Annotated in this window: 16 protein-coding genes; 2 read left to right on the top strand and 14 right to left on the bottom strand. The window is 71.8% G+C overall.

The features are described 5' to 3' along the window. Positions 1-296: 296 nt before the first annotated feature. The 9 genes from ACZ5GH_RS12735 to eccD all read right to left on the bottom strand — a co-directional run bounded on the left by ACZ5GH_RS12735 (position 297) and on the right by eccD (position 11,345). Complete coding sequence (locus tag ACZ5GH_RS12735) at positions 297-1,982, bottom strand: ribonuclease J (protein WP_387760308.1); 1,686 nt, start codon at positions 1,980-1,982, stop codon at positions 297-299. Positions 1,983-2,153: 171 nt separating this feature from the next. Further along, complete coding sequence (dapA, locus tag ACZ5GH_RS12740) at positions 2,154-3,053, bottom strand: 4-hydroxy-tetrahydrodipicolinate synthase (protein WP_387760306.1); 900 nt, start codon at positions 3,051-3,053, stop codon at positions 2,154-2,156. 215 nt (positions 3,054-3,268) lie between these two features. Continuing rightward, the gene (gene thyX / locus ACZ5GH_RS12745; protein ID WP_387760304.1) at positions 3,269-4,000 is read right to left on the bottom strand and encodes an FAD-dependent thymidylate synthase; all 732 of its coding nucleotides are present in this window, start codon (positions 3,998-4,000) and stop codon (positions 3,269-3,271) included. Next, positions 3,997-4,455 carry a tetratricopeptide repeat protein gene (locus tag ACZ5GH_RS12750; protein WP_464334302.1) on the bottom strand — a complete coding sequence of 153 codons (459 nt, stop codon included), beginning with the start codon at positions 4,453-4,455 and terminating at the stop codon, positions 3,997-3,999. The genes thyX and ACZ5GH_RS12750 overlap by 4 nt, the downstream gene beginning before the upstream one ends. A 25-nt stretch (positions 4,456-4,480) precedes the next feature. Next, a complete protein-coding gene (gene dapB / locus ACZ5GH_RS12755; RefSeq protein ID WP_387760302.1) occupies positions 4,481-5,227 on the bottom strand; it encodes a 4-hydroxy-tetrahydrodipicolinate reductase in 747 nt (248 codons plus the stop codon). A 32-nt stretch (positions 5,228-5,259) separates the two neighbouring features. Next, positions 5,260-6,612 carry a M16 family metallopeptidase gene (locus ACZ5GH_RS12760; RefSeq protein ID WP_464334303.1) on the bottom strand — a complete coding sequence of 451 codons (1,353 nt, stop codon included), beginning with the start codon at positions 6,610-6,612 and terminating at the stop codon, positions 5,260-5,262. A gap of 119 nt (positions 6,613-6,731) precedes the next feature. Beyond that, a complete protein-coding gene (locus ACZ5GH_RS12765; RefSeq protein WP_387760298.1) occupies positions 6,732-8,939 on the bottom strand; it encodes a polyribonucleotide nucleotidyltransferase in 2,208 nt (735 codons plus the stop codon). 454 nt (positions 8,940-9,393) lie between these two features. Continuing rightward, complete coding sequence (gene rpsO / locus ACZ5GH_RS12770) at positions 9,394-9,684, bottom strand: 30S ribosomal protein S15 (RefSeq protein ID WP_148645116.1); 291 nt, start codon at positions 9,682-9,684, stop codon at positions 9,394-9,396. Positions 9,685-9,887: 203 nt separating this feature from the next. Beyond that, the gene (eccD, locus tag ACZ5GH_RS12775) at positions 9,888-11,345 is read right to left on the bottom strand and encodes a type VII secretion integral membrane protein EccD (protein WP_464334304.1); all 1,458 of its coding nucleotides are present in this window, start codon (positions 11,343-11,345) and stop codon (positions 9,888-9,890) included. Positions 11,346-11,704: 359 nt separating this feature from the next. Here eccD and eccCa point away from each other — a divergent pair, with 359 nt between their 5' ends. Beyond that, positions 11,705-15,649 carry a type VII secretion protein EccCa gene (gene eccCa, locus ACZ5GH_RS12780; protein WP_387760294.1) on the top strand — a complete coding sequence of 1,315 codons (3,945 nt, stop codon included), beginning with the start codon at positions 11,705-11,707 and terminating at the stop codon, positions 15,647-15,649. A gap of 468 nt (positions 15,650-16,117) precedes the next feature. Continuing rightward, the gene (locus ACZ5GH_RS12785) at positions 16,118-17,521 is read left to right on the top strand and encodes an APC family permease (protein WP_387760293.1); all 1,404 of its coding nucleotides are present in this window, start codon (positions 16,118-16,120) and stop codon (positions 17,519-17,521) included. A gap of 78 nt (positions 17,522-17,599) precedes the next feature. Here the strand turns inward: ACZ5GH_RS12785 and ACZ5GH_RS12790 are convergent, their stop codons facing one another. The 5 genes from ACZ5GH_RS12790 to ACZ5GH_RS12810 form a co-directional block, all read right to left on the bottom strand. Next, entirely contained in the window at positions 17,600-18,871 is a 1,272-nt protein-coding gene (locus tag ACZ5GH_RS12790; RefSeq protein WP_387760291.1) for a hypothetical protein, read from the bottom strand. Between the two features lie 68 nt (positions 18,872-18,939). Continuing rightward, a complete protein-coding gene (locus ACZ5GH_RS12795; protein ID WP_464334305.1) occupies positions 18,940-19,479 on the bottom strand; it encodes a SigE family RNA polymerase sigma factor in 540 nt (179 codons plus the stop codon). A 217-nt stretch (positions 19,480-19,696) separates the two neighbouring features. Next, positions 19,697-20,947: a type VII secretion-associated serine protease mycosin gene (gene mycP / locus ACZ5GH_RS12800; RefSeq protein WP_387760288.1), complete on the bottom strand. Its 1,251-nt coding sequence runs from the start codon at positions 20,945-20,947 to the stop codon at positions 19,697-19,699. 84 nt (positions 20,948-21,031) lie between these two features. Next, the gene (locus tag ACZ5GH_RS12805) at positions 21,032-21,322 is read right to left on the bottom strand and encodes a WXG100 family type VII secretion target (RefSeq protein WP_387760287.1); all 291 of its coding nucleotides are present in this window, start codon (positions 21,320-21,322) and stop codon (positions 21,032-21,034) included. 119 nt (positions 21,323-21,441) lie between these two features. Continuing rightward, entirely contained in the window at positions 21,442-21,747 is a 306-nt protein-coding gene (locus ACZ5GH_RS12810) for a WXG100 family type VII secretion target (protein ID WP_387760285.1), read from the bottom strand. Positions 21,748-21,794: the final 47 nt, after the last annotated feature.

A 21,794-nucleotide genomic window follows, 5' to 3' on the forward strand; every position in this document is an offset into this window, starting at 1 on the left:
AGGAACGGACGCTTCCTTCGAGCCGCCTTCCAGCAGGCCCTCCGGGCTTCGTTCTTTCGTGTTTCCAGCTTATCAGACGTTTTCCGCTCCGTTTTCCGGAGTTTCAATTCATCCGATTTACTTTCGCCTTTCGGCGCTCCCGAACTCTAGCAGAGTTCTTCGGTCCGTTTTCCCCGGTCGTTCTCGAATTCGGATTCGAGCCCGTTTCCGAGGGGCCGTCCCGTGGGGCAACCCGGAGAACACTACGCACCGGGTCGCCCCACGTCAAACCGGCCTCAGCCGGTCTCGGGCGAGCGTCAGACCTCGACCACGACCGGCAGGATCATCGGCCGGCGGCGGTAGTTGTCCGCGACCCACTTGCCGATGGTCCGGCGGACCAGCTGCTGCACCTGACGGGGGTCCAGCACGCCGTCGCTCGCCGAGCGGTCCAGTGCCTCCTGGAGCCTGGCGACCACCGGGGCGAACGCGTGGTCGTCGATGCCGGAGCCACGGGCCTGGATGGTCGGACCGCCGACGATCTTGCCGTTGGCGGAGTCGACCGCGACGAAGACCGAGATGAAGCCCTCCTCGCCGAGGATCCTGCGGTCCTTGAGCGAGGCCTCGCTGATGTCGCCGACCGAGGAGCCGTCCACGTAGACGTACCCGGCCTGCACCTTGCCGACGATCCGGGCGACGCCGCCCTCCAGGTCGACGCAGACGCCGTCCTCGGCGATGACCACGCGGTTGCGCGGCACCCCGGTGGCGACGCCCAGCTCGGCGGCCGCGCGCAGGTGGCGCCACTCGCCGTGGACCGGCATCAGGTTGCGCGGCTTGCAGATGTTGAAGAAGTACAGCAGCTCGCCGGCCGAGGCGTGGCCGGAGACGTGCACCTTGGCGTTGCCCTTGTGCACGACCTTGGCGCCCCAGCGGGTCAGGCCGTTGATCACCCGGTAGACGGCGTTCTCGTTGCCCGGGATGAGCGAGGAGGCCAGGACGACGGTGTCGCCCTCGACGATGCGGATCTGGTGGTCGCGGTTGGCCATCCGGGACAGCGCCGCCATCGGCTCGCCCTGCGAACCGGTGCAGATCAGCACGACCTCCTTGTCCGGCAGGTCGTCCAGCTGCTTGACGTCCACGACCATGTTGCCGGGGACCTTCAGATACCCGAGGTCGCGGGCGATGCCCATGTTGCGGACCATCGAGCGGCCGACGAAGGCGACCTTCCGGCCGTACTCGTGGGCGGCGTCCAGCACCTGCTGGATGCGGTGCACGTGGCTCGCGAACGAGGCCACGATGATCCGCCGGTCGGCGTTCGCGAAGACGTTCCGCAGCGCCGCCGAGATGTCCCGCTCGTGCGGGATGAAGCCGGGGACCTCGGCGTTGGTGGAGTCCACCAGCAGCAGGTCCATGCCCTCCTCCGCCAGCTTGGCGAAGGTCGGCAGGTCGGTCAGGCGGCCGTCCAGCGGCAGCTGGTCCATCTTGAAGTCGCCGGTGGCCACGACCATGCCGGCGGGGGTTCGGACCGCCACGGCCAGGGCGTCCGGGATGGAGTGGTTGACCGCGATGAACTCGCAGTCGAAGGGGCCGATGCGCTCGCGCTCCCCCTCCTTGACCTCCAGGACGTACGGCCGGATGCGGTGCTCGGCGAGCTTGGCCTCGATCAGCGCCAGGGTCAGCTTGGAGCCGATCAGCGGGATGTCCGGGTTCTCCCGCAGCAGGAACGGGACGGCGCCGATGTGGTCCTCGTGCCCGTGGGTGAGGACGATGCCGTCGACCTTGTCGAGGCGGTCCCGGATGTAGCTGAAATCCGGGAGGATCAGGTCCACGCCGGGCTGCTCGTCCTCGGGGAAGAGGACGCCGCAGTCGATGATCAGGATGCGGTCGCCGTACTCGAGGACCGTCATGTTGCGGCCGATCTCGCCGAGGCCGCCGAGCGGAGTGATGCGGAGGGCGCCCTCCTTCAGTGCCGGGGGCGCGCCGAGCTCGGGGTGCGGGTGGCTCAAAAGACTCTCCTCACGACGCACGCCATATGCCCGGGGTCCTCCCCCTGGAGACATATGGCGTGCGTACTCAGTGTCGTTTTCCTACTGGGTCTGTGCTCTCGCGCCTTCGATCCGGTCCAGCGGCGGACCCTGGGAGGATCCGGCGAGCCGGGGCGCGCACGTCCGTGTCTGTTAGAGGTGTACCCCGCCGGAGGCGAGATCCTGCCTCAGTCGCCCGATCTCCTCGGGCGTCGCTCCCACCAGCGGCAGCCGCAGCGGGCCGGCCGGCAGTCCCTGGAGCTCCAGTGCCGCCTTGCTCAGGATCACGCCCTGGGTGCGGAACATACCGCTGAACACCGGCAGCAGGCGCTGGTGGATGCTCGTGGCCTTGACCACATCACCCGCCAGGAAGGCCTCGATCATCGCCCGCAGGTCCGCCGCCACCACGTGCCCGACGACACTGACCACGCCGACGGCCCCGACGGACAGCAGCGGCAGGTTGAGGATGTCGTCGCCGGAGTACCAGGCGAGGTCGGCGCGGGCGATCGCCCAGGCCGCGGCGCCGAGGTCGCCCTTGGCGTCCTTGTTGGCGACGATCCGCGGGTGCTCGCCGAGGCGGACCAGCGTCTCGTGGCTCAGCGCGACCCCGCTGCGGCCCGGGATGTCGTACAGCATGACCGGCAGCCCGGTCGCGTCGGCGACGGCGACGTTGTGCCGGTACAGGCCCTCCTGCGGGGGCTTGCTGTAGTACGGCGTGACCACCAGCAGGCCGTGCGCTCCGGCGGCCTCCGCCTGCCGGGCCAGCTCGACGCTGTGGTGGGTGTCGTTGGTCCCGACGCCGGCCACCACGTGGGCGCGGTCCCCGACCGCCTCGACCACGGCGCGGACCAGCTGGGCCTTCTCGGCGTCGCTGGTGGTCGGGGACTCACCGGTGGTGCCGTTGACGACGAGGCCGTCGTTGCCGGAGTCCACGAGGTGCGTGGCGAGGCGCTGGGCGCCGTCGAGGTCGAGCGCGCCGTCGGCGGTGAACGGGGTGACCATCGCGGTCAGGACCCGGCCGAACGGCGTCTGGGGGGTGGAGGTCGGAGCCATGCGTCCAAAGCTACTCGTAGGCGGTGGGGCGTTACCCATGCCGGTCCGGTGTTCGGACAGGTGTAGCGCGTCGGTGGCGCGGACGTGGGATCCCGGTGCTGCCCGCTCGGGGGTTCGGGCAGCACCGGAATCCGTGTTCACGAATGTAGGGAGCGGCTAGAAAAGCCGCAATCCAGACATGCCAGACACTCTGCCCATATGCCTGTCGTCCCAGGTCAGGGGGCGACTCGGCCGTGCTTCTCGAAGGCCGCATGGGTGAGCGGCATGAGCCGGGCCCACTGCTCCTCCATCTGCTCGGCGACCATCTCGATCTCGCGCTGCGGGAAGGACGGCACCGCCGAGTTCTCCCGCCGGGTGCGCAGCGACAGGAAGTGCATCAGCGAGCGCGAGTTGCAGGTCGCGTACATCGAGGAGAACAGGCCCACCGGCAGCACCGCGCGGGCCACCTCGCGGGCCACCCCGGCGGCCAGCATCTCCTGGTAGCGGGCGTAGGACTCGCGGTACGCGGCCTCCATCGCCCCGGTGGTGGTCCGGTGCTGCTCGGGCGTGCCCTCGTGGAACTCGTACTTGCCGGGGCGGCCCTGCTGGACCAGCTTGCGCTCCTCGCCCGGGACGTAGAAGACCGGCTGGAGCTCGCGGTAGCGGCCGGACTCCTCGTTGTACGACCAGCCGCTGCGGTGCCGGTGGAACTCCCGGAACACGAAGATCGGCGCGCTGATGAAGAAGGTCATCGAGTTGTGCTCGAAGGGCGTGCCGTGCCGGTCGCGCATCAGGAAGTTGATCAGGCCCTTGGACTTCTCCGGGTCCTGCTGGAGGGCCTCCAGGGACTGCTCGCCCGCGGTCGAGACCCGGGCCGCCCAGATGACGTCCGAGTCGGCGGCGGCGCTGCGGACCAGCTCCACCGTCACGTCGCTGCGGAAGCTGGGGGCCGTCGGTTCGTCGCTCACGCGTTACTCCTTGCGGGTTCGGTGCTGTGCAGCCTGATGGCGTGCTGCATGGTCTTGCGGGCGCGCGGGGTGTCGCCGGCGTCGGCGTAGGCCACGGCGAGGCAGAACCAGACCCGCCAGTCGCCCGGCGCGTCCTGTGCCTCGGCCTGGCGGCGGGCGAACACCGCGTCGGCCGAGGCCCGGTCGATCCGCCCGCCCTTGCTGCGCTTCAGCTCGTCCACCGGCAGGCCGCCCTCGGCCTCCAGTTCGCGGGCCAACCGCTCGCTGTCCCGGCCGAAGCGGACGGTCTGGCGCAGGAACCAGACGCCGATCACCGGGATCACGAAGGCGCAGACCCCGATGCCGATGCCGAGCGGCTTGCCGGTCGCGATCAGCTGGACGCCCTCGCCCACGCAGACCAGGGCGACCAGCAGCAGCACGCCGGACAGGACGAAGAATCCGGTACGGGAGGTCATGACGCGCTCCTGGGGATCGACACGGTCACAGGTCCAGGAAGTGTTCGAGGCCGAAGGTCAGCCCCGGCGTGCCGACCACCTTGCGCACGCCCAGCAGGATGCCCGGCATGAAGCTGCTGTGGTGCAGCGAGTCGTGCCGGATGGTGAGCGTCTCGCCGGTGTCGCCGAACATCACCTGCTGGTGGGCGAGCAGGCCGCGCAGCCGCACCGCGTGCACCGGCACCCCGTCCACGTCGGCGCCGCGCGCGCCGGGCAGGCTGTGGGTGGTCGGGTCCTGCTGCGGCGGGCGGCCGGCCTCGGCCCGGGCCGCGGCGATCAGCTGGGCGGTGCGGGTGGCGGTGCCGCTGGGGGCGTCCGCCTTGCGGTCGTGGTGCAGCTCGACCACCTCGACCGACTCGAAGTACCGGGCGGCGACCTGCGAGAACTTCATGCCGAGGATGGCGCCGATGGAGAAGTTCGGCGCGATCAGCAGGCCGAGCTCCGGGGCCTCGTCCAGCCAGCCGCGGACGGTGGCGAGCCGCTCGTCCGTCCAACCGGTGGTGCCGGTGACCACGTGGATGCCGTGGTGCAGGCAGTAGTCCAGGTTCCCCATCACCGAGTCCGGGTGGGTCAGCTCGACCGCGACCTGCGCCCCGGCCTCGGTCAGCTCCCGCGGCTCGGACCCGCGGCCGAGGGTGGCGACCAGCTCCAGGTCCGGCGCGGCCTCGACGGCCTTGACCGCCTCGGAGCCGATCCGTCCCCTGGCGCCGATCACGGCGACACGCAGCGTCATAGCAAAATTCCTCTCACCCAAAAACCGGCGGATCAGTCCAGCAGATCGGCGAGCTTGGCGGCCCGCTTGTCGTTGACCGGGCCGATCAGGGCGAGCGACGGCCGGTACGCGCCCAGCACATCACGGGCCACCGCGTGGACGTCCTCCAGGGTCACCGACGCGATCCGCTCCAGCATGTCGTCCACCGACAGGTGGTGCCCGTAGCTCAGCTCGGCCTTGCCGATCCGGTTCATCAGCGAGCCGGTGTCCTCCATGCCGAGCACGGTGGAGCCGGAGATCTGGCCGATCGCCCGCTGCAGCTCCTCCTCGGTGATGCCCTCCTCGACCACCTTGGCCAGCTCGGCGCGGCAGATCCGCAGCACCTCCTCGACCCGCTTGGGCTGGCAGCCGGCGTAGATGCCGAACAGGCCGCTGTCCGCGTAGGACGAGGAGTACGAGTAGACCGAGTACGCCAGGCCGCGCTTCTCGCGGACCTCCTGGAACAGCCGGGAGCTCATCCCGCCGCCGAGGGCCGCGTTGAGCACGCCCATCGCCCAGCGGCGCTCGTCGTGCCGCGGCACGCCGGGCACGCCCAGCACCAGGTGGGCCTGCTCGGTGGAGCGGTTGAGCACCTCGACCCGGCCGGCCGTGCGCAGCGCCTTCACGCCGCGGCGGGCCTCGGCGGGGGCGGCGGTGGAGGCCGCCAGCACCGGCGCGAAGGCCTGCTCGACCTGCTTGACCACCTTCCGGTGGTCGAGGTTGCCGGCCGCGGCGACGACCAGGTGCTCGGGCCGGTAGCGGCGGCGGTAGAAGCCGGCGATCTGGTCCCGGGTGAGCGTCCTGATGGTCTCCTGGGTGCCGAGGATCGGGCGGCCGAGCGGGCCGCTGCCGAAGATCACCTTGGCGAACAGGTCGTGCACCACGTCGCCCGGGTCGTCCTCGGCCATCGCCATCTCCTCGAGGATGACGCCGCGCTCGGCCTCCACGTCCTCGGGGCGGATCAGCGAACCGGTGAGCATGTCGCAGACCACGTCGATGGCCAGCGGCAGGTCGGTGTCCAGGACCCGGGCGTAGTAGCAGGTGTTCTCCTTCGCGGTGAAGGCGTTCATCTCGCCGCCGACCGCGTCCAGGGCGGCCGAGATGTCCAGCGCGCTGCGCCGCTCGGTGCCCTTGAAGAGCAGGTGCTCCAGGTAGTGGGTGGCGCCGTTGAGCTGCGGGGTCTCGTCCCGCGAGCCGACGCCGACCCAGATGCCGAAGGTCGCGGAGCGCACCGTCGGCAGGGTTTCGGTGACGACCCGAAGGCCGCCGGGGAGCACGGTGCGGCGCACCGTGCCGGCGCCGTCGACGCCCTTGAGCAGGGTCCGGGTGGTGCCGGGACGCTGCTTTACCGCCGGGGCCTGCGCCACGGGGGGTACCTCCAGAGGGAACGCACGCGCGGGGGGCACGTGCGGACGAACGCGTGGACAACGGGGTGCGGCCCGCACGCCGGGAGGCGTACGGGCCGCGGGGGTCAGCTAGCGGCGCTTCACTCGGAAGCGGCCTCGCCGCCCTCCTCGCCCTCGATGACCGGGATCAGGGAGAGCTTGCCGCGGGGGTCGATCTCGGCGATCTCGACCTGGACCTTGGCGCCGACGCCGAGGACGTCCTCGACGTTCTCCACGCGCTTGCCGCCGGCCAGCTTGCGGATCTGCGAGATGTGCAGCAGGCCGTCCTTGCCCGGCATCAGCGACACGAACGCGCCGAACGTCGTGGTCTTGACCACGGTGCCCAGGTAGCGCTCGCCGACCTCCGGCATGGTCGGGTTGGCGATCTGGTTGATCGTGGTGCGGGCGGCCTCGGCGGCCGGGCCGTCGGCGGCACCGATGTAGATGGTGCCGTCGTCCTCGATCGTGATCTCGGCGCCGGTGTCCTCCTGGATCTGGTTGATCATCTTGCCCTTGGGGCCGATGACCTCACCGATCTTGTCCACCGGGATCTTGATGGTGATGATGCGCGGCGCGTTCGGGGACATCTCGTCGGGCGAGTCGATGGCCTCGTTCATCACGTCGAGGATGTGCAGGCGGGCGTCCTTGGCCTGCTTCAGCGCGGCGGCGAGCACCGACGCCGGAATGCCGTTCAGCTTGGTGTCCAGCTGGAGGGCGGTGATGAAGTTGCGGGTACCGGCGACCTTGAAGTCCATGTCGCCGTACGCGTCCTCGGCGCCGAGGATGTCGGTCAGCGTGACGTAGTGGGTCTCGCCGTCGATCTCCTGGGAGATCAGGCCCATGGCGATGCCGGCGACGGCGGCCTTCAGCGGCACACCGGCGTTCAGCAGCGACATGGTCGAGGCGCAGACCGAGCCCATCGAGGTGGAGCCGTTGGAGCTCAGCGCCTCGGAGACCTGGCGGATGGCGTAGGGGAACTCCTCGCGGGTCGGCAGCACGGGCAGGATCGCCCGCTCGGCCAGCGCGCCGTGGCCGATCTCGCGGCGCTTGGGCGAGCCCACGCGGCCGGTCTCACCGACGGAGTACGGCGGGAAGTTGTAGTTGTGCATGTAGCGGCGGCGCGTCTCCGGGGAGAGCGTGTCCAGCTGCTGCTCCATGCGCAGCATGTTCAGCGTGGTGACGCCCAGGATCTGGGTCTCGCCGCGCTCGAACAGGGCCGAGCCGTGCACCCGCGGGATGGCCTCGACCTCGGCGGCCAGGGTGCGGATGTCGGTGACGCCGCGGCCGTCGATGCGGACCTTGTCCGTGATGACGCGCTCGCGGACGATCTTCTTGGTCAGCGCGTTGTAGGCGGCGCTGATCTCCTTCTCGCGGCCCTCGAACTCGGGCAGCAGCTTCTCGGCGGCCAGCGCCTTGACGCGGTCCAGCTCGTTGTTGCGCTCCTGCTTGCCCGCGATGGTCAGGGCCTGGGCGAGCTCGTCCTTGACGGCGGCGGTCAGCGCGGCGAGGACGTCGTCCTGGTAGTCCAGGAAGACCGGGAACTCGCCGGTCGGCTTGGCGGCCTGGGCGGCCAGCTGGGACTGCGCGGCGCACAGGACCTTGATGAACGGCTTCGCGGCCTCCAGGCCGGAGGCGACGACCTCCTCGGTCGGCGCCTCGGCGCCGCCCTCGACCAGCTTGACGGTCTTGTCGGTGGCCTCGGCCTCGACCATCATGATCGCGACGTCGCCGTCCGGCAGGACGCGACCGGCGACGACCATGTCGAAGACGGCCGACTCCAGCTCGCTGTGGGTCGGGAAGGCGACCCACTGGCCGTTGATCAGCGCGACGCGCACGCCGCCGATCGGGCCGGAGAACGGCAGGCCCGCCAGCTGGGTGGAGGCGGAGGCGGCGTTGATGGCGACCACGTCGTACAGGTGGTCGGGGTTGAGCGCCATCACGGTGACGACGACCTGGACCTCGTTGCGCAGGCCCTTGACGAAGGACGGGCGCAGCGGGCGGTCGATCAGGCGGCAGGTGAGGATCGCGTCCTCGGACGGCCGGCCCTCGCGACGGAAGAACGAGCCGGGGATGCGGCCCGCGGCGTACATCCGCTCCTCGACGTCCACGGTCAGCGGGAAGAAGTCGAAGTGCTCCTTCGGCTGCTTGGACGCGCTGGTGGCCGACAGCACCATGGTGTCGTCGTCCAGGTAGGCCACGGCGGAGCCGGCGGCCTGACGGGCCAGGCGGCCGGTCTCGAAGCGGATGGTACGGGTGCCGAAGGAACCGTTGTCGATCACGGCCTCGGCGTAGAACACGTTCTCTTCCACCTGGAAGATCTCCTCTTTCGTACGTTCTCCGGGAGAGCGTCCCCGCGCACTGCTGCGGTGGGCCCCGGGCCCTCCTCGGGGAGGGCGGCAGTCGGGCCGGTCTTCGATCGAAGCCTCCGGAATGCCCCGCTCGGTCTGCGGGGGTTCCGACGGCCACTACCGAGGACCGGCGCCTCACGGCTGCCGGTCCGGGAAGGGCGGTCCGCGTCTGGACGCTCTCTCGGATGCGGGCGGCTTCCGTTTGAAGCCTTCGTCCCGCGGGGGGTTCGGGTCCTGCTGCCCGGGTGGCGCGCTGGTGCGCCATCACCCGGCATGCCCACAACCCTACGGTGCAATCCTCGGCCACCTGGGGAGGTGCGCGCGAGTTGTTATCTCCGGGCGCCGCGGTTCAACCACCGCGGCATACGCGCGAGGGGCGGCTCCCCGGTGTGGGGAGCCGCCCCGAGCGGCGGTCTTAGCGGGCGCCGCCGGCGGCACCGCGGCGGATGCCCAGGCGGTCGACGAGCGTACGGAAGCGCTCGATGTCCTTCTTGGCCAGGTACTGGAGCAGGCGACGGCGCTGGCCGACCAGGATCAGCAGGCCACGACGCGAGTGGTGGTCGTGCTTGTGGGCCTTGAGGTGCTCGGTCAGGTCCGAGATGCGACGGGAGAGCATGGCCACCTGGACCTCGGGGGAGCCGGTGTCGCCCTCCTTCTGGCCGAACTCGGCGATGATCTGCTTCTTGACGTCAGAGGCGAGAGCCACTGCAACTCCTTCGGGGTCTACCGAGCGGTCCTGGTCGACAACACAGGACTCATCGAGAACTCGGTGTCGCGAGCGCGGCCCGCACTCCGCGGCCCACGGAGGGGCGGCGGACAGACGGCTGCGCTCGGAGGCCAAGCGTACCAGTGCCGCCCACCCGGCCGTTCGGCGGGCCGGGCGGGCGGCACGGGGGCGGGCCGTCCGGGTCAGCTGGTGGCGCCGCGGACCAGCCGGTAGATGTCCAGCACGGCGAGCGCCAGCGGGACCAGCGAGATCAGGGTGAGGCTGTCCACCAGGTCCAGGATGCGCCCCCAGAACGGGGAGACCCCGAGCCGCGGCACCACCAGGGCGATCGCGGTGAGCAGCGCGGCGCCGAAGGCGATCGAGCCGGTCAGCCAGATCGTCCGCAGGTCGAGCTCGGTGGTGGAGCCGGCCGCCCGCAGGAAGAACTGCGGGGTGTGCAGGGAGAGCCCGACGATCAGCAGGCTCAGGCCGAGCAGGCCGGCCACGGTGAGGCTGAGCACCTGCGCGGTGTAGCGGAACAGCCGGGCGCGCAGCATGGTGGTCAGGCCCAGGGCGAGCGCGAGCAGCTCGGGGAAGGTCTCGTCGGTGAAGCCGAGGACGGCGCAGGCGCCGACCACGACCGCGGCGCAGCCGCCGACCAGGCCGACCAGCACCTCGTGGCCGCGGCGGGCCTGGTGCGCGATCTTCTCGTACTGGACGGCCTCGGCGCGCTCGGCCTCCTCGTCGTAGTCGCGGCTGCGGGTGCGGGTCTGGCCGGGGGCGCTGAAGCCGACCGGCAGCCGGGCGAAGCGGGCGGAGAGGCTGGGCAGGAAGCCGATCACGGCGACGGCGGCGACCCCGGTGACGGCGGCGATGTGCCCGGCCGGGGTCTCCGGCAGCAGGACGGCCGCGAAGGTGGCGAGCGCGCCGGCGGTGGAGACCAGGGCGGCGGCGACGAACACCGCGTCCCGCTCCGGCAGCAGGCCGGCCAGCAGCACGGCGACCACCAGGACGGCGACGCAGCCGGCCAGGAACTGGAGCCGGCCGGGGCCGTCCCACGGGTGGGCGACGGCGATCAGGCCGCTGCCGCCGATCATGGCGTGCGGCAGCGCGCCGAGGCCGAGCGCGACGGCCGCGTGGGCGTCCTGGTAGACCCGGGCGCGCACCCCGGCGAGCGCGGTCAGCACGACGGCGGTGACGCCGGCCAGGACGCCCGGCAGGCCGTGCATGTCGTGGCGCAGGTCGGAGAACCAGAGCGCGAAGCCGAGCAGGGTGAGCAGCACCCCGGCGCCGATCAGGCCGAAGCCGCGCATCAGCTCGGCGGTCCAGAACCGGCGGTCGGCCTCGACGGCGCTGGCGATCGCGTCGGCGACGTCGTCGTAGACGGCCGGCGGCAGCGACTCGGCGAAGGGGCGCAGCGCCAGCAGGTCGCCGTCGCGGACCTGCTGGGCGGCCAGCGGCAGCCCGCTGTCGAGCACCGTGCCGTCGCGGCGGACCAGGTGGAAGCCGGTGGGGGTACCGTCGGGCTGGCTCTGGTTGGCCAGCCGCAGCACCTCGGGATAGACGTCCGCGAGCGGGACGTCCTCGGGCAGGGCGACGTCGATCCGGCGGTCCGGGGCGACGACGGTCACCCGGCAGTAGCCCGTCGCGGCGGCGCTCATGCGCCCACCTCGCAGCGCTCGCCCATGAGGGCCCCCACCTCGATCCTTCGACGCACTTGGCGCTCCCCCTTGTTGACGGTGCCGAGGCACGGCGGCGCTCGGTGTTGCTGTGGAACCGGCCCGACCGGGCCGCGAGTTGGCGCGGCGTTACCCTACCCGTTCGGTTCGTGTCCGGTGCCGGTGCGTACCGGGCCCTGGCAGGCGGTGCGGGAGCGACCGTTAGGATCGGCGCCTGCGCAAAGGTACGGGGGCTGCGCTGGGTGGGGCGTCCTCAGCCACCGGATTCCCGTACGGACCGTACGCATATCGCAGAGGGCTGATGCCGAAGTGATCGATCGACGCCACGGGGTGGATGACACATGGGTGTGATCACGGTCAAGCGACCGGCCAGGGCGTACCCGCCCACCGTGCCGGACGAACCGGTGGAGCTGGTGAGCCCGCCCGAACTGCCCCGGCAGGGCGGCGAGGACTGGCTGATGAGCCTCCTGCCCATGATGGGCATGGGCGGCTCGGCGGTCTTCTTCTTCTCGCCGGGCGCCGCGGCGCCGATGAAGATCATGGGCGGTCTGATGATCGCCTCGACGCTCGGCATGGCGCTGGCGCAGATCGTCCGGGCCCGCAAGGGCGGTTCGACCGCGATGGCCGACGAGCGGCGCGACTACCTGAAGTACCTCCAGCAGACCCGCCGCCAGGTGCGCCGCACGGCCGAGCGCCAGCGCGGTGCGCTGCTGTTCCTGAACCCGGCGCCGGACCAGCTCTGGTCGATCGTCGAGGACGGCCGGCGGCTGTGGGAACGGCGCACCGGGGACGGCGACTTCGCCCAGATCCGGGTGGGCCTCGGGCCGGTGCAGCTGTCCACGCCGCTGGTGGCGCCGCAGACCGCGCCGATGGACGAGCTGGAGCCGCTGTCGGCGGCCGCGATGCACTCCTTCCTGAAGGCGCACGGCACCCTCCAGGACCTGCCGCTGGCGGTCTCGCTGCGGGCCTTCTACCACATCACGGTGTGCGGGGACCCGGACTCGGTGTACGGGAACGTGCGCGCGATGATCGCCCAGCTGACCACCCTGCACTCGCCGGACGACCTGATGGTGGCGGTCGCGGCCGCGCCCGGTGCGGCCGAGGAGTGGGAGTGGACCAAGTGGCTCCCGCACAACCAGCACCGCAAGGAGGCCGACGGCGCGGGCTCGCGCCGGCTGTTCGCGAGCGACCTGGGCGACCTGGAGTACCTGCTCCAGGACGAACTGGCCGGCCGCCAGCGCTTCGTGCGGGAGGTGGCCCCGCCGGCCGACCAGCCGCACCTGGTGGTCGTCATGGACGGCGCCGGGGTGCCCCACGACTCGCTGCTGGCGAGCCCGGAGGGCGTGCAGGGCGTGACGGTCATCGAGGTGGTCCCGGGGGAGGTCGACGAGCCCAGCGGGCACCTGATGATCACGGTCGGCGCCGAGGAGCTGGTGCTGCGCTCGGCCTCCGGCGCGACGTACACCGGCAAGCCGGACCTGCTCTCGGTGTGGCAGTCCGAGGCGCTGGCGCGGCAGTTGGCGCCGTACCGGATCTCGGCCGGCGGCGACGACGAACCGCTGCTGTCCAACCTCGACTTCACCGACATGATGGGCTCGGGCGACCCGGGCTCCTTCGACGTGGCCCGCAGCTGGCGCCCGCGCGCCCAGCACGAGCGGATGCGGGTGCCGATCGGCGTCGGCGCCAACGGCGAGCACGTCTACCTGGACATCAAGGAGGCCGCGCTGGAGGGCATGGGCCCGCACGGCCTGTGCGTGGGCGCGACCGGTTCCGGCAAGTCGGAGCTGCTGCGCACGCTGGTGCTGGCGCTGGCGATGACCCACTCCTCGGAGATCCTGAACTTCGTCCTCGCCGACTTCAAGGGCGGCGCGACCTTCTCCGGCATGGCGGACATGCCGCACACCTCCGCGGTGATCACCAACCTGGAGGGCGAGCTCACCCTGGTCGACCGCATGCGCGACGCGATCGAGGGCGAGCTGCACCGCCGCCAGGAGCTGCTGCGCTCGGCGGGCAACTACGCCAACATCCACGAGTACGAGCGGGCCCGGGCGGCCGGCGCGGCGCTGGACCCGCTGCCGTCGCTGGTGCTGATCATCGACGAGTTCTCCGAGCTCCTCACCGCCAAGCCCGACTTCATCGAGATGTTCATCCAGATCGGCCGGATCGGCCGTTCGCTGGGCGTTCACCTGTTGCTGGCCTCGCAGCGCCTGGAGGAGGGCAAGCTGCGCGGCCTGGACACCTACCTGTCGTACCGGATCGGTCTGCGCACCTTCTCGGCCGCGGAGTCCCGGGCCGCGATCGGCGTGCCGGACGCCTACCACCTGCCGCCGGTGCCGGGTGTCGGCTACCTCAAGTTCGGCGAGGACGTGATGGACCGGTTCAAGGCCGCCTACGTCTCGGGGCCCTACCGGGCGCCGGGGCAGCAGCGGTCGACCGGCGGGCGACGGGTCAACGCGCGCCCGGTGGAGTTCACCGCGGCCTTCGTGGACCTGCCGGACCCGGTGGAGGAGGAGGTCGCGCCGCAGGCCCCGGAGCAGGACGACGCGCTGGTGGACACCGTGCTGGACGTGTTCGTCCAGCGGATGTCCGGCCAGGGCCCGGCCGCGCACCAGGTGTGGCTGCCGCCGCTGGAGGAGGCGCCGACCATGGACCACCTGCTGCCGCCGCTGCAGGTCGTGCCGGAGCGCGGGCTGACCGCGCCCGGCTACCCGGCGGGCCGGCTGCGGGTGCCGATCGGCATCGTGGACAAGCCGCGCGAGCAGAAGACGGACATCCTGGAGGTCGACTACGCGGGGGCGGCCGGCCACGGCCTGATCGTGGGCGGCCCGCGCTCCGGCAAGTCGACCGTGGTGCGCACCACGGTGGCCTCGTTCGGCCTCACCCACACCCCGCTGGAGGTGCAGTTCTACCTGCTCGACTTCGGTGCGGGCAGCTTCCAGTCGCTGGCCGGGCTGCCGCACGTCGGCGGGGTGGCCGGGCGCCTGGACGTGGACAAGGTCCGCCGGATGGTCTCCGAGGTGCACGGCGTGCTCAACCGGCGCGAGGAGCTGTTCCGGGTCGCCGGGATCGACACCATCGCCACCTACCGGGCCCGCCGGGCGGCCGGCCAGCTGCCGGACGAGGCCTTCGGCGACGTCTTCCTGGTGATCGACGGCTGGAACACCTTCAAGCAGGAGTTCGAGGGCCTGGAGCCGGTCATCGGCGACATCGCCCAGCGCGGCCTCGGCTACGGCGTGCACCTGGTCATCACCGCGGCCCGGTACGCCGAGGTGCGCCCGGCGCTGAAGGACCTGCTGCAGAACCGGACCGAGCTGAAGCTCGGTGACGCGATGGAGTCCGAGGTCGACCGCCGGGTGGCGCAGAACGTCCCGCCGCTGGCCGGGCGCGGCATCACCCCGGAGCGGCTGCACTTCCTGTCCGGCCTGCCCCGGCTGGACGGCTCCTCCACGGTGGACGACCTCCAGAACGGCGTGGCCGGCCTGGTCAGCGCCATCGACGGGGCCTGGAGCGGCCCGCGCGCCCCGCAGGTCCGGATGCTGCCGGCCGTCCTGGACGGCCACTCGCTGCCGAAGGGCTTCGAGCACCCCGAGCGCGGCGTCGCCTTCGGCGTGGACGAGGCGGAGCTGGCACCGGTCTTCGTCAACTTCGAGACCGACCCGCTGTTCATCGTCTTCGGCGACACCGAGTCCGGGAAGTCGGCGGTGCTGCGGATGCTGATCAAGCAGATCACCGAGCGCTACACCCCGGACCAGGCGGGCATCGTGGTCGGCGACTACCGGCGCGCGCTGCTCGGCACCGTGCCGCCGGAGTACCTGGTGGAGTACGCGGCCGCGCAGCCGGCCATGGCGGCCATCGTCGACATGCTGCGCGGCGCCTGCTCGCGCCGTCTGCCGGGCCCGGACGTGACCGCCGAGCAGCTGCGCAACCGCAGCTGGTACAGCGGCAAGGACATGTTCGTGATCGTCGACGACTACGAGCTGGTCTCGACGAGCTCGGGCAATCCGCTGGCCCCGCTGGCCGAGTTCCTGCCGTTCGCCCGCGACATCGGCCTGCGGGTGATCGTGGCCCGCAGCGCGGGCGGCGCCGGCCGCTCGCTGTACGAGCCGGTGCTGCAGCGGATGCGCGAGCTCGGCGGCCAGGGCGTGATCCTCTCCGGCAACCGGGACGAGGGCGCGCTGCTGGGAGCGGTCAAGCCGCAGGCGCTGCCGCCGGGCCGGGGGATCTTCGTGTCACGCCGCGTGACCAGCGGGCAGATGGTCCAGACGGGCTGGCTGCCGGTGGCGTGACCGCGCCGGCCGTCACGGACGGTGGTCGAAGGGGTCGGACTCACGGAGTCCGACCCCTTCGGCGTCCCAGGTTCCGAAACGTTACCTAGATCTTTCCGGACGGGGGCTGCGGTTCCCGTACCCGGCCAGGGAGTTCTCGGGCGTTTCGGGGGCGCCTGGCGTGTCACCGTCCACCTGGAGCACCACCTTTGAATCCCCGACCCTTCCCGTTTGTTCACCTTCGATTCATTCGCCATGTGGCCCAGGTAACAAGTCGGACAAAGCTCGCAATGACCGAACGTGATCATCGGATCGCATGCTTATGCGGTTTTCCGCAACGGATTCCGAAGCACTTCCGGCGTTGACTCGATCAATACGCCCACGGTTCCATTGCGGCCCGGGAGCGACTGGAACCGGACACCGAGCAACCAGCCAGCGGAGGCGATACCGCTCCCACTCCAGCACCGCACAGAGCCGATCGGAAGCCACATGACCGACACGCTTCGTCCGCCACAGAACGTAGCCGCCCCGGCGGCCGAGGCGGCCGCGTCCCAACAGCTCAAGCGCTCGATCGGCGTGGTGGGCGGCACCCTGCTCACGCTGTCCTGCGTCACCCCCGCCTCGACGCTCTTCGTGATCGTGCCGGAGCTGTTCTCCAGCATCGGCAGCGCCACCGCCCTGGCCATCGCGATCGGCACCGTGCTCTGCGTCGCGGTCGCGTTCTGCTACTCCGAGCTCGGCACCCTGATCCCCAGCGCCGGCGGCGAGTACGCGATGGTCGGCACCCTCGCCGGACGGCTGATGGGCTGGCTCGTCTTCGTGCTCTCGCTGATCGTGGTGATGATCGTCCCCTCGGTCATCGCCCTCGGCACCGCCGACTACCTCGCCCCCGTCCTGCACCTGGACAAGGCCATGACCGGCGCCGCCGTGATGCTGGCCGCCACCCTGGCCGGCCTGCTCGACCTGCGCGCCAACGCCTGGATCACCGGCGTCTTCCTGGTCCTGGAGGTGGTCGCGGCCGGCGTGGTGTCGGTGCTCGGCTTCGCCCACGCCAACAGCGACGCCCCCAGCCTGCTGCACGGCGTGGTCGCCGGGGACGGCGGCACCACCACCACGGTGAGCGTGGGCGCCATCGTCGGCGCGCTCGGCATCGCCCTGTTCATCACCCAGGGCTTCTCCACCGCCGTCTACCTCTCCGAGGAGCTGGAGAACCCCCGCCGCACCGTCTCGCGCACCGTGCTGTGGACGCTCGGCATCTCCTCCGCCGTCATCCTGGTCCCGGTCGTCGCCATCACGATGGGCGCCCCCGACCTCCAGACCCTGGCCTCCGGCGACATCTCCGGCATGGTCACCGCCTGGAGCAACTCCGCGGTCGGCACCTTCATCAGCCTCTGCGTCGCGCTGGCCATCATCAACGCCGGCATCGTCATGGTCATCCAGAACTCCCGGGTGCTGTTCGCCTCCGCCCGTGACAAGGCCTGGCCGGAGCCGGTCAACAAGGCCTTCGGCACCCTCGGCCGGTTCGGCTCACCGTGGGTCGCCACCCTGGCGGTCGGCCTGCCCGGCGCCGCGCTCTGCTTCGTCAAGGGCGAGCTGCTGAGCAACATCACCGGCGTCGCCGTCACCGGGATGTACCTGCTGGTCGCGATCGCCGCGCTGCTCTCCCGCCGCGCCCACCACAAGCACGCCGCCGCCTGGCGGATGCCGCTGTGGCCCGCCGTCCCGGTCGTGCTGATCGCCGTCCTGGTCTACGTGATCACCCAGCTGGACACCGAGCCCCTGCTGTGGACCGGCGGCATCACCGCCGCCGGCACCCTCTACTGGCTGTTCTACCTGCGCCCCCGGCAGGACACCCACTGGGTGATCAGCCTCCCCGAGGACCAGCAGGACTGACCCCCACCCTCCCCCACACCTCCCCCACACAGCGGTGCCCCGGGCCTCCCCAGCCCGGGGCACCGCCATGTGCGCCTGCTACTTCGCCGTCTTCCAGACCGGGTCGGCGGCGATCGCCCTCAGCTGGTCCGGGGTGAGCAGCTGCTCACCCGGGCCCTGGGAGACCATGACCGCCATGCCGTCGGGGCGCAGGACGTTCACCACCGGCGGCTTGCCCTTGCCGTCCGGGGCGCCGCCGGTGCCGCCGGTGCCGCTGGTGAGCACCCGGCTCCCGTCCGGCAGGGTGACCGCGTCCTTGAACGCCCGCTCAGCCGGGTTGTCCCCGGACTTCGCCCAGTTCTCCACCCGCAGCACCACCGAGCCGGTGGTCCCGCCCCGGGCCAGCTGGAAGGTGGCCGCCAGCGGACCGCCGGTGCGGCCGGTCACCGTCACCCCCGGGGGCAGCAGCCGTGCCAGGGCGGCCTCCCGGTCCGCCAGGGACAGGCCGGGGTCGACCGCTTCGACGTCGACGCCGTCGAACCCGACCGCCGCGACGACCCGGTCCCAGGACCTGTCGGTGACGACCACCCTCAGCTGGTCGAGGGTGAGCGGCGGGTTGGGGCGGCTGTCCGGCGCGCCCTTCTCCTGGGGCGCGTTCCACTCGCTCAGGGAGATGCTCCGGCCGTCCGGGCCGTTCAGCGTGGCGTGCCACTCCTTGGTGTCGGCCCGGCCGTCCGGGTACTCGTGGCCCTGCTGCAGCAGGAGCTCGGAGCCGTCCGGCAGCGTGGTGACGGCACAGGAGTCGACCCGGGCGAGCTTCGGGTCCGGCGGGCAGCCGGGGGCCTGCGCCTGCCGGGGCCGGTGCTTCTGGACGCCGATCTGGATCAGCGACTTGCCCTGGCCGTCGTCGAAGACCAGGTCCGCCCCGGCGAAGGTGCCGTTCATCCGCTCGTCGTCGGTGCCGCGGCCCCTGGCCTCGGTGATCTCGCCCTTGGGGAGCAGGGCCCGGAAGGTCGCCAGGACCTCCTCGCCGGTGACCACGGCCGCGGTCGGGGCCGAGGACCGCGCCGCCGTCGGCGTGGCCGCGGGGCTGCCGCCACCGCCGGCCGCCGCCGGGGCGGAGGCCGCGCGCACCGTGCCCGTGTCCTTCGCCCCCGGCGCGCTCAGGTACACCGCTCCGGTGCCCACCAGGGCCAGCGCGGCCGCGCCGCCCACCACCGCGGCGGCCGAGCGGCGGCGCCAGCGGCTCCGGCCGCGCCGGTAGCCGCCCGCGGCCAGGTCCGCCTGTGCGGTCTGCTCGGTGCGGAAGCCCTCGCCCGTACGAGTGAGGGCATAGAGAAGATCGTCCTCGAACTTGTCCGGTTCGGACATGGGTGTTCACCGTCTCCTTGCGTCGGGGGTTGCGGGAAGTGCCGTACGGGCGGGGCGGCGCGCCGGCCTCAGCGGGCGGCGAGCTCGGTCAGCGAGTCGCCGAGCAGGGTGCGCAGCCGGGCCAGGGCCCGGGTGGTGCGGGTGCGGACGGCGCCGGAGGAGACCCGCATGGCCTCGGCGGTCTCCTCGACGCTGCGGTCCTCCCAGTAGCGCAGCACCAGGACCGCGCGGTCCTTGGGCGGCATCCGGCCGAGCGCGTCGAGGAGGGTCAGCCGCAGGGTGCTGTCGGACTCCCGCCCCTCCGGCTCCGGCAGGGCGTCGCTGGGGCGCTCGCCGCTGGAGCGGCGGCGCTGCTGGGCGAGGAAGGTGCGCACCATGACGGTGTGGGTGTAGGCCGCCGGGTTGTCGATCCGGCCGCGGCCCGTGAAGGCGCTGCGCCGCCACAGCACGTACATCCGGCTGAGGGCCTCCTGGACGAGGTCCTCGGCGTAGTGGGTGTCGCCGCTGGTGAGCAGGCAGGCCGACCGGTACAGGTGGCCGGTCCGGCCGGAGACGAGTTCCAGGAACTCCGCGTCCTTGGCCTCCCGGCCCGCCCCGTTCCACCTCATGCGCCCTGCTCCCCCGCGGTCCGCCCACCCTGACACCTCATCGATGCGGCGGGCGGGCGGCGGTGTTACAGGGTTCCAGCGGATCCCCGGGTGAGCCGGTCTCCGCCGGGCGGACGACGGGCGAACGCCGAACGGTCTCCGGACGGGCGACGGGCGACGGGCGACGCACCGTGGACCGGACGTCGGCCGGGCGTCGGCCGGGTGTCGGGCCCGCGGGTCAGCCGGCGGACTTGCGCCGGTGGTCGCGCAGCACCACGCCGCCGCCGATCAGCAGGGCGACCAGCAACGCGCCGATGCCGACGACGTACGTCGCGGTGCGGCCGTCGCGGTCGGCCTGGGTCTCGCCGAGGCCCACCGGGCGCGGCACGATCGGCGCGGCGGCGAGCTGCACCGGGGCGTCCGGGGTGGGCGCGAGGGGCGCGTCGACGGGGGCCTTGGTGACGGCCTTGACCGGGTCCACCACGCCCCAGCCGATGAAGGTGTCCGGGTCCCGCTGGGTGCGCTGCGCGGTCTGCTCGATCCAGGCCCGCACCTGGGCCGCCTTCCAGTCCGGATGGGCGCCGACCAGCAGCGCGGCGAGCCCGGAGACGTACGGGGCGGCGAAGCTGGTGCCGTTGTCCACGCACTGGCCGCTCCCGGGCACAGTGGACAGCATGTCGACACCGGGCGCGGCGACCTTCACGAACGCGCCGTACTGGGAGAACGGCGCGCGCTCGTTGTTGCGGTCGGAGGCGCCGACGGCCAGCACGGTCGGGAAGGCGCCCGGATAGGTGTCGCCCTCCTTGCCGTCGTTCCCGGTGGAGGCCACGACGACGGCCTTGTTCTCCTCGGCGTACTCGACGGCGGCCTTCAGCTCCGCGTAGCCGCCGAAGCGGGCGTCGCCCGCGCCGCGCACGTCCTGGGAGATGTTGATGACCCGGGCGCCGGCCTTGACCGCCTCCCTGATCGCCACGGCGAGGGTGGAGACGTCGCCGTTGCCGTCGCTGTCGTTCTGCCGGATCGCCAGGATCCTGGCGTCGGGGGCCAGGCCGACGAAGCCGGTCTGCTTGCTGACGCGGGCGGCGATGATGCCGGCCACCTTGGTGCCGTGGCCGACCGGGTCCTCGACGGACCTGCCCTTGACCGGCTCCTTGGTCTCCCGGTTGACCAGCAGGTTGGGACCCTCGATCACCTTGCCGTCGGCCAGCTGCGGGTTCCGGTCGTCCACCCCGGTGTCGATGACCGCGACCGTCACGCCCGCGCCGGTGGTCCTCCCGTCCTGCCACAGCTCGTTCAGCAGCAGGCGCTGCAGCGACCACGGCACGGTCTTCACGTCGGGAGCGTTCTTGGGGCAGTCGCCGGCCGCGGCCAGCCCGGTCCCGTCGCCGGCGTACGCCGGGGCGGCGAGCGGTCCGCCCAGCACCGCGAGCGCGGCCAGCGCCGCGGCCGCCTTCCGGTACCCGTGTCGGGACACCCTGCCACCCCTCATGTCGTCCACCCGTGCCGCGCGTCGGGGGCGGGTGCCCGGAATCCGGGTACCCGCCCCCTTGTCGTTCCTCAAGGAACCCGAACGTCAGCCCCAGAGCTTGGCGTTGGCGTCCTCGGTCGTCTTGTAGCTCTGCGCGGCGTTGTCCAGCGAGGTCGCGATCTGCGAGCAGACCTGCTGGAGGTCGGCGGCGCGGGAGTCCCACTGGGCCTGGTGGGCCTGGTAGCCCTGCTGGGCGGCACCCTGCCAGCTGGCGGCGATGCGGGTGACCTGGGACTTGAGGTCGTTCAGCAGGTGGTCGATGCGGCCCGCCGAGGCGCGCACCTCCTCGGCCGCGTGGTGAACGGTCTGGAAATTGACGAGGATGTGGTCGGTCACGTTGTCTCCCTAGGCGAGGGTGCGGAGCGCCGCGCGGTCAGCGGCGGGCGCCCCGCAGAGCGGTGGATCGGACAGAACGGCGGTCGGCGCGGGTGCGGCGATCAGCGCGGGTGCGGTGATCAGCCCTGGGCCGAGGAGAACATCGCCTTCTGCTCCTCTTCGGTGCTCGCGTAGTGCTTGGTGGTCAGCTCGATCGCGTGCTTGATCGCGGTCAGCGACTCCTTGAGCTTCGCGATGTCCTCGTTGACCTTGTTCTGCAGGTTCGTGTAGGCCGTCGCGGCCTGGCCCTGCCAGCCGCTGGTGATGCCGGACACCGTGCTGATCAGCTTGGTCCGCTCGGCCTCGATCTTGCCGATGGCCTCTTCGATCTGCTTGGCGAAAGCCAGCATCTCCTGCGCGGTCATCGTGAACTGACCCTGAGCCATGCTCCACCGTCCCCCATGAGACAACATTCGCGTGCACGGACGGCCCT

The sequence above is a fragment of the Kitasatospora sp. Xyl93 genome (assembly GCF_055383135.1).

What these genes read in the sequence shown, in the direction of transcription:
- dapA (WP_387760306.1), bottom strand. Translation starts at nt 3,053, where the DNA reads ATGGCTCCGACCTCCACCCCCCAGACGCCGTTCGGCCGGGTCCTGACC.
- ACZ5GH_RS12750 (WP_464334302.1), bottom strand. Translation starts at nt 4,455, where the DNA reads ATGACCTCCCGTACCGGATTCTTCGTCCTGTCCGGCGTGCTGCTGCTG.
- dapB (WP_387760302.1), bottom strand. Translation starts at nt 5,227, where the DNA reads ATGACGCTGCGTGTCGCCGTGATCGGCGCCAGGGGACGGATCGGCTCC.
- eccD (WP_464334304.1), bottom strand. Translation starts at nt 11,345, where the DNA reads ATGAGCGCCGCCGCGACGGGCTACTGCCGGGTGACCGTCGTCGCCCCG.
- eccCa (WP_387760294.1), top strand. Translation starts at nt 11,705, where the DNA reads ATGGGTGTGATCACGGTCAAGCGACCGGCCAGGGCGTACCCGCCCACC.
- ACZ5GH_RS12785 (WP_387760293.1), top strand. Translation starts at nt 16,118, where the DNA reads ATGACCGACACGCTTCGTCCGCCACAGAACGTAGCCGCCCCGGCGGCC.
- ACZ5GH_RS12790 (WP_387760291.1), bottom strand. Translation starts at nt 18,871, where the DNA reads ATGTCCGAACCGGACAAGTTCGAGGACGATCTTCTCTATGCCCTCACT.
- ACZ5GH_RS12795 (WP_464334305.1), bottom strand. Translation starts at nt 19,479, where the DNA reads ATGAGGTGGAACGGGGCGGGCCGGGAGGCCAAGGACGCGGAGTTCCTG.
- mycP (WP_387760288.1), bottom strand. Translation starts at nt 20,947, where the DNA reads ATGAGGGGTGGCAGGGTGTCCCGACACGGGTACCGGAAGGCGGCCGCG.
- ACZ5GH_RS12810 (WP_387760285.1), bottom strand. Translation starts at nt 21,747, where the DNA reads ATGGCTCAGGGTCAGTTCACGATGACCGCGCAGGAGATGCTGGCTTTC.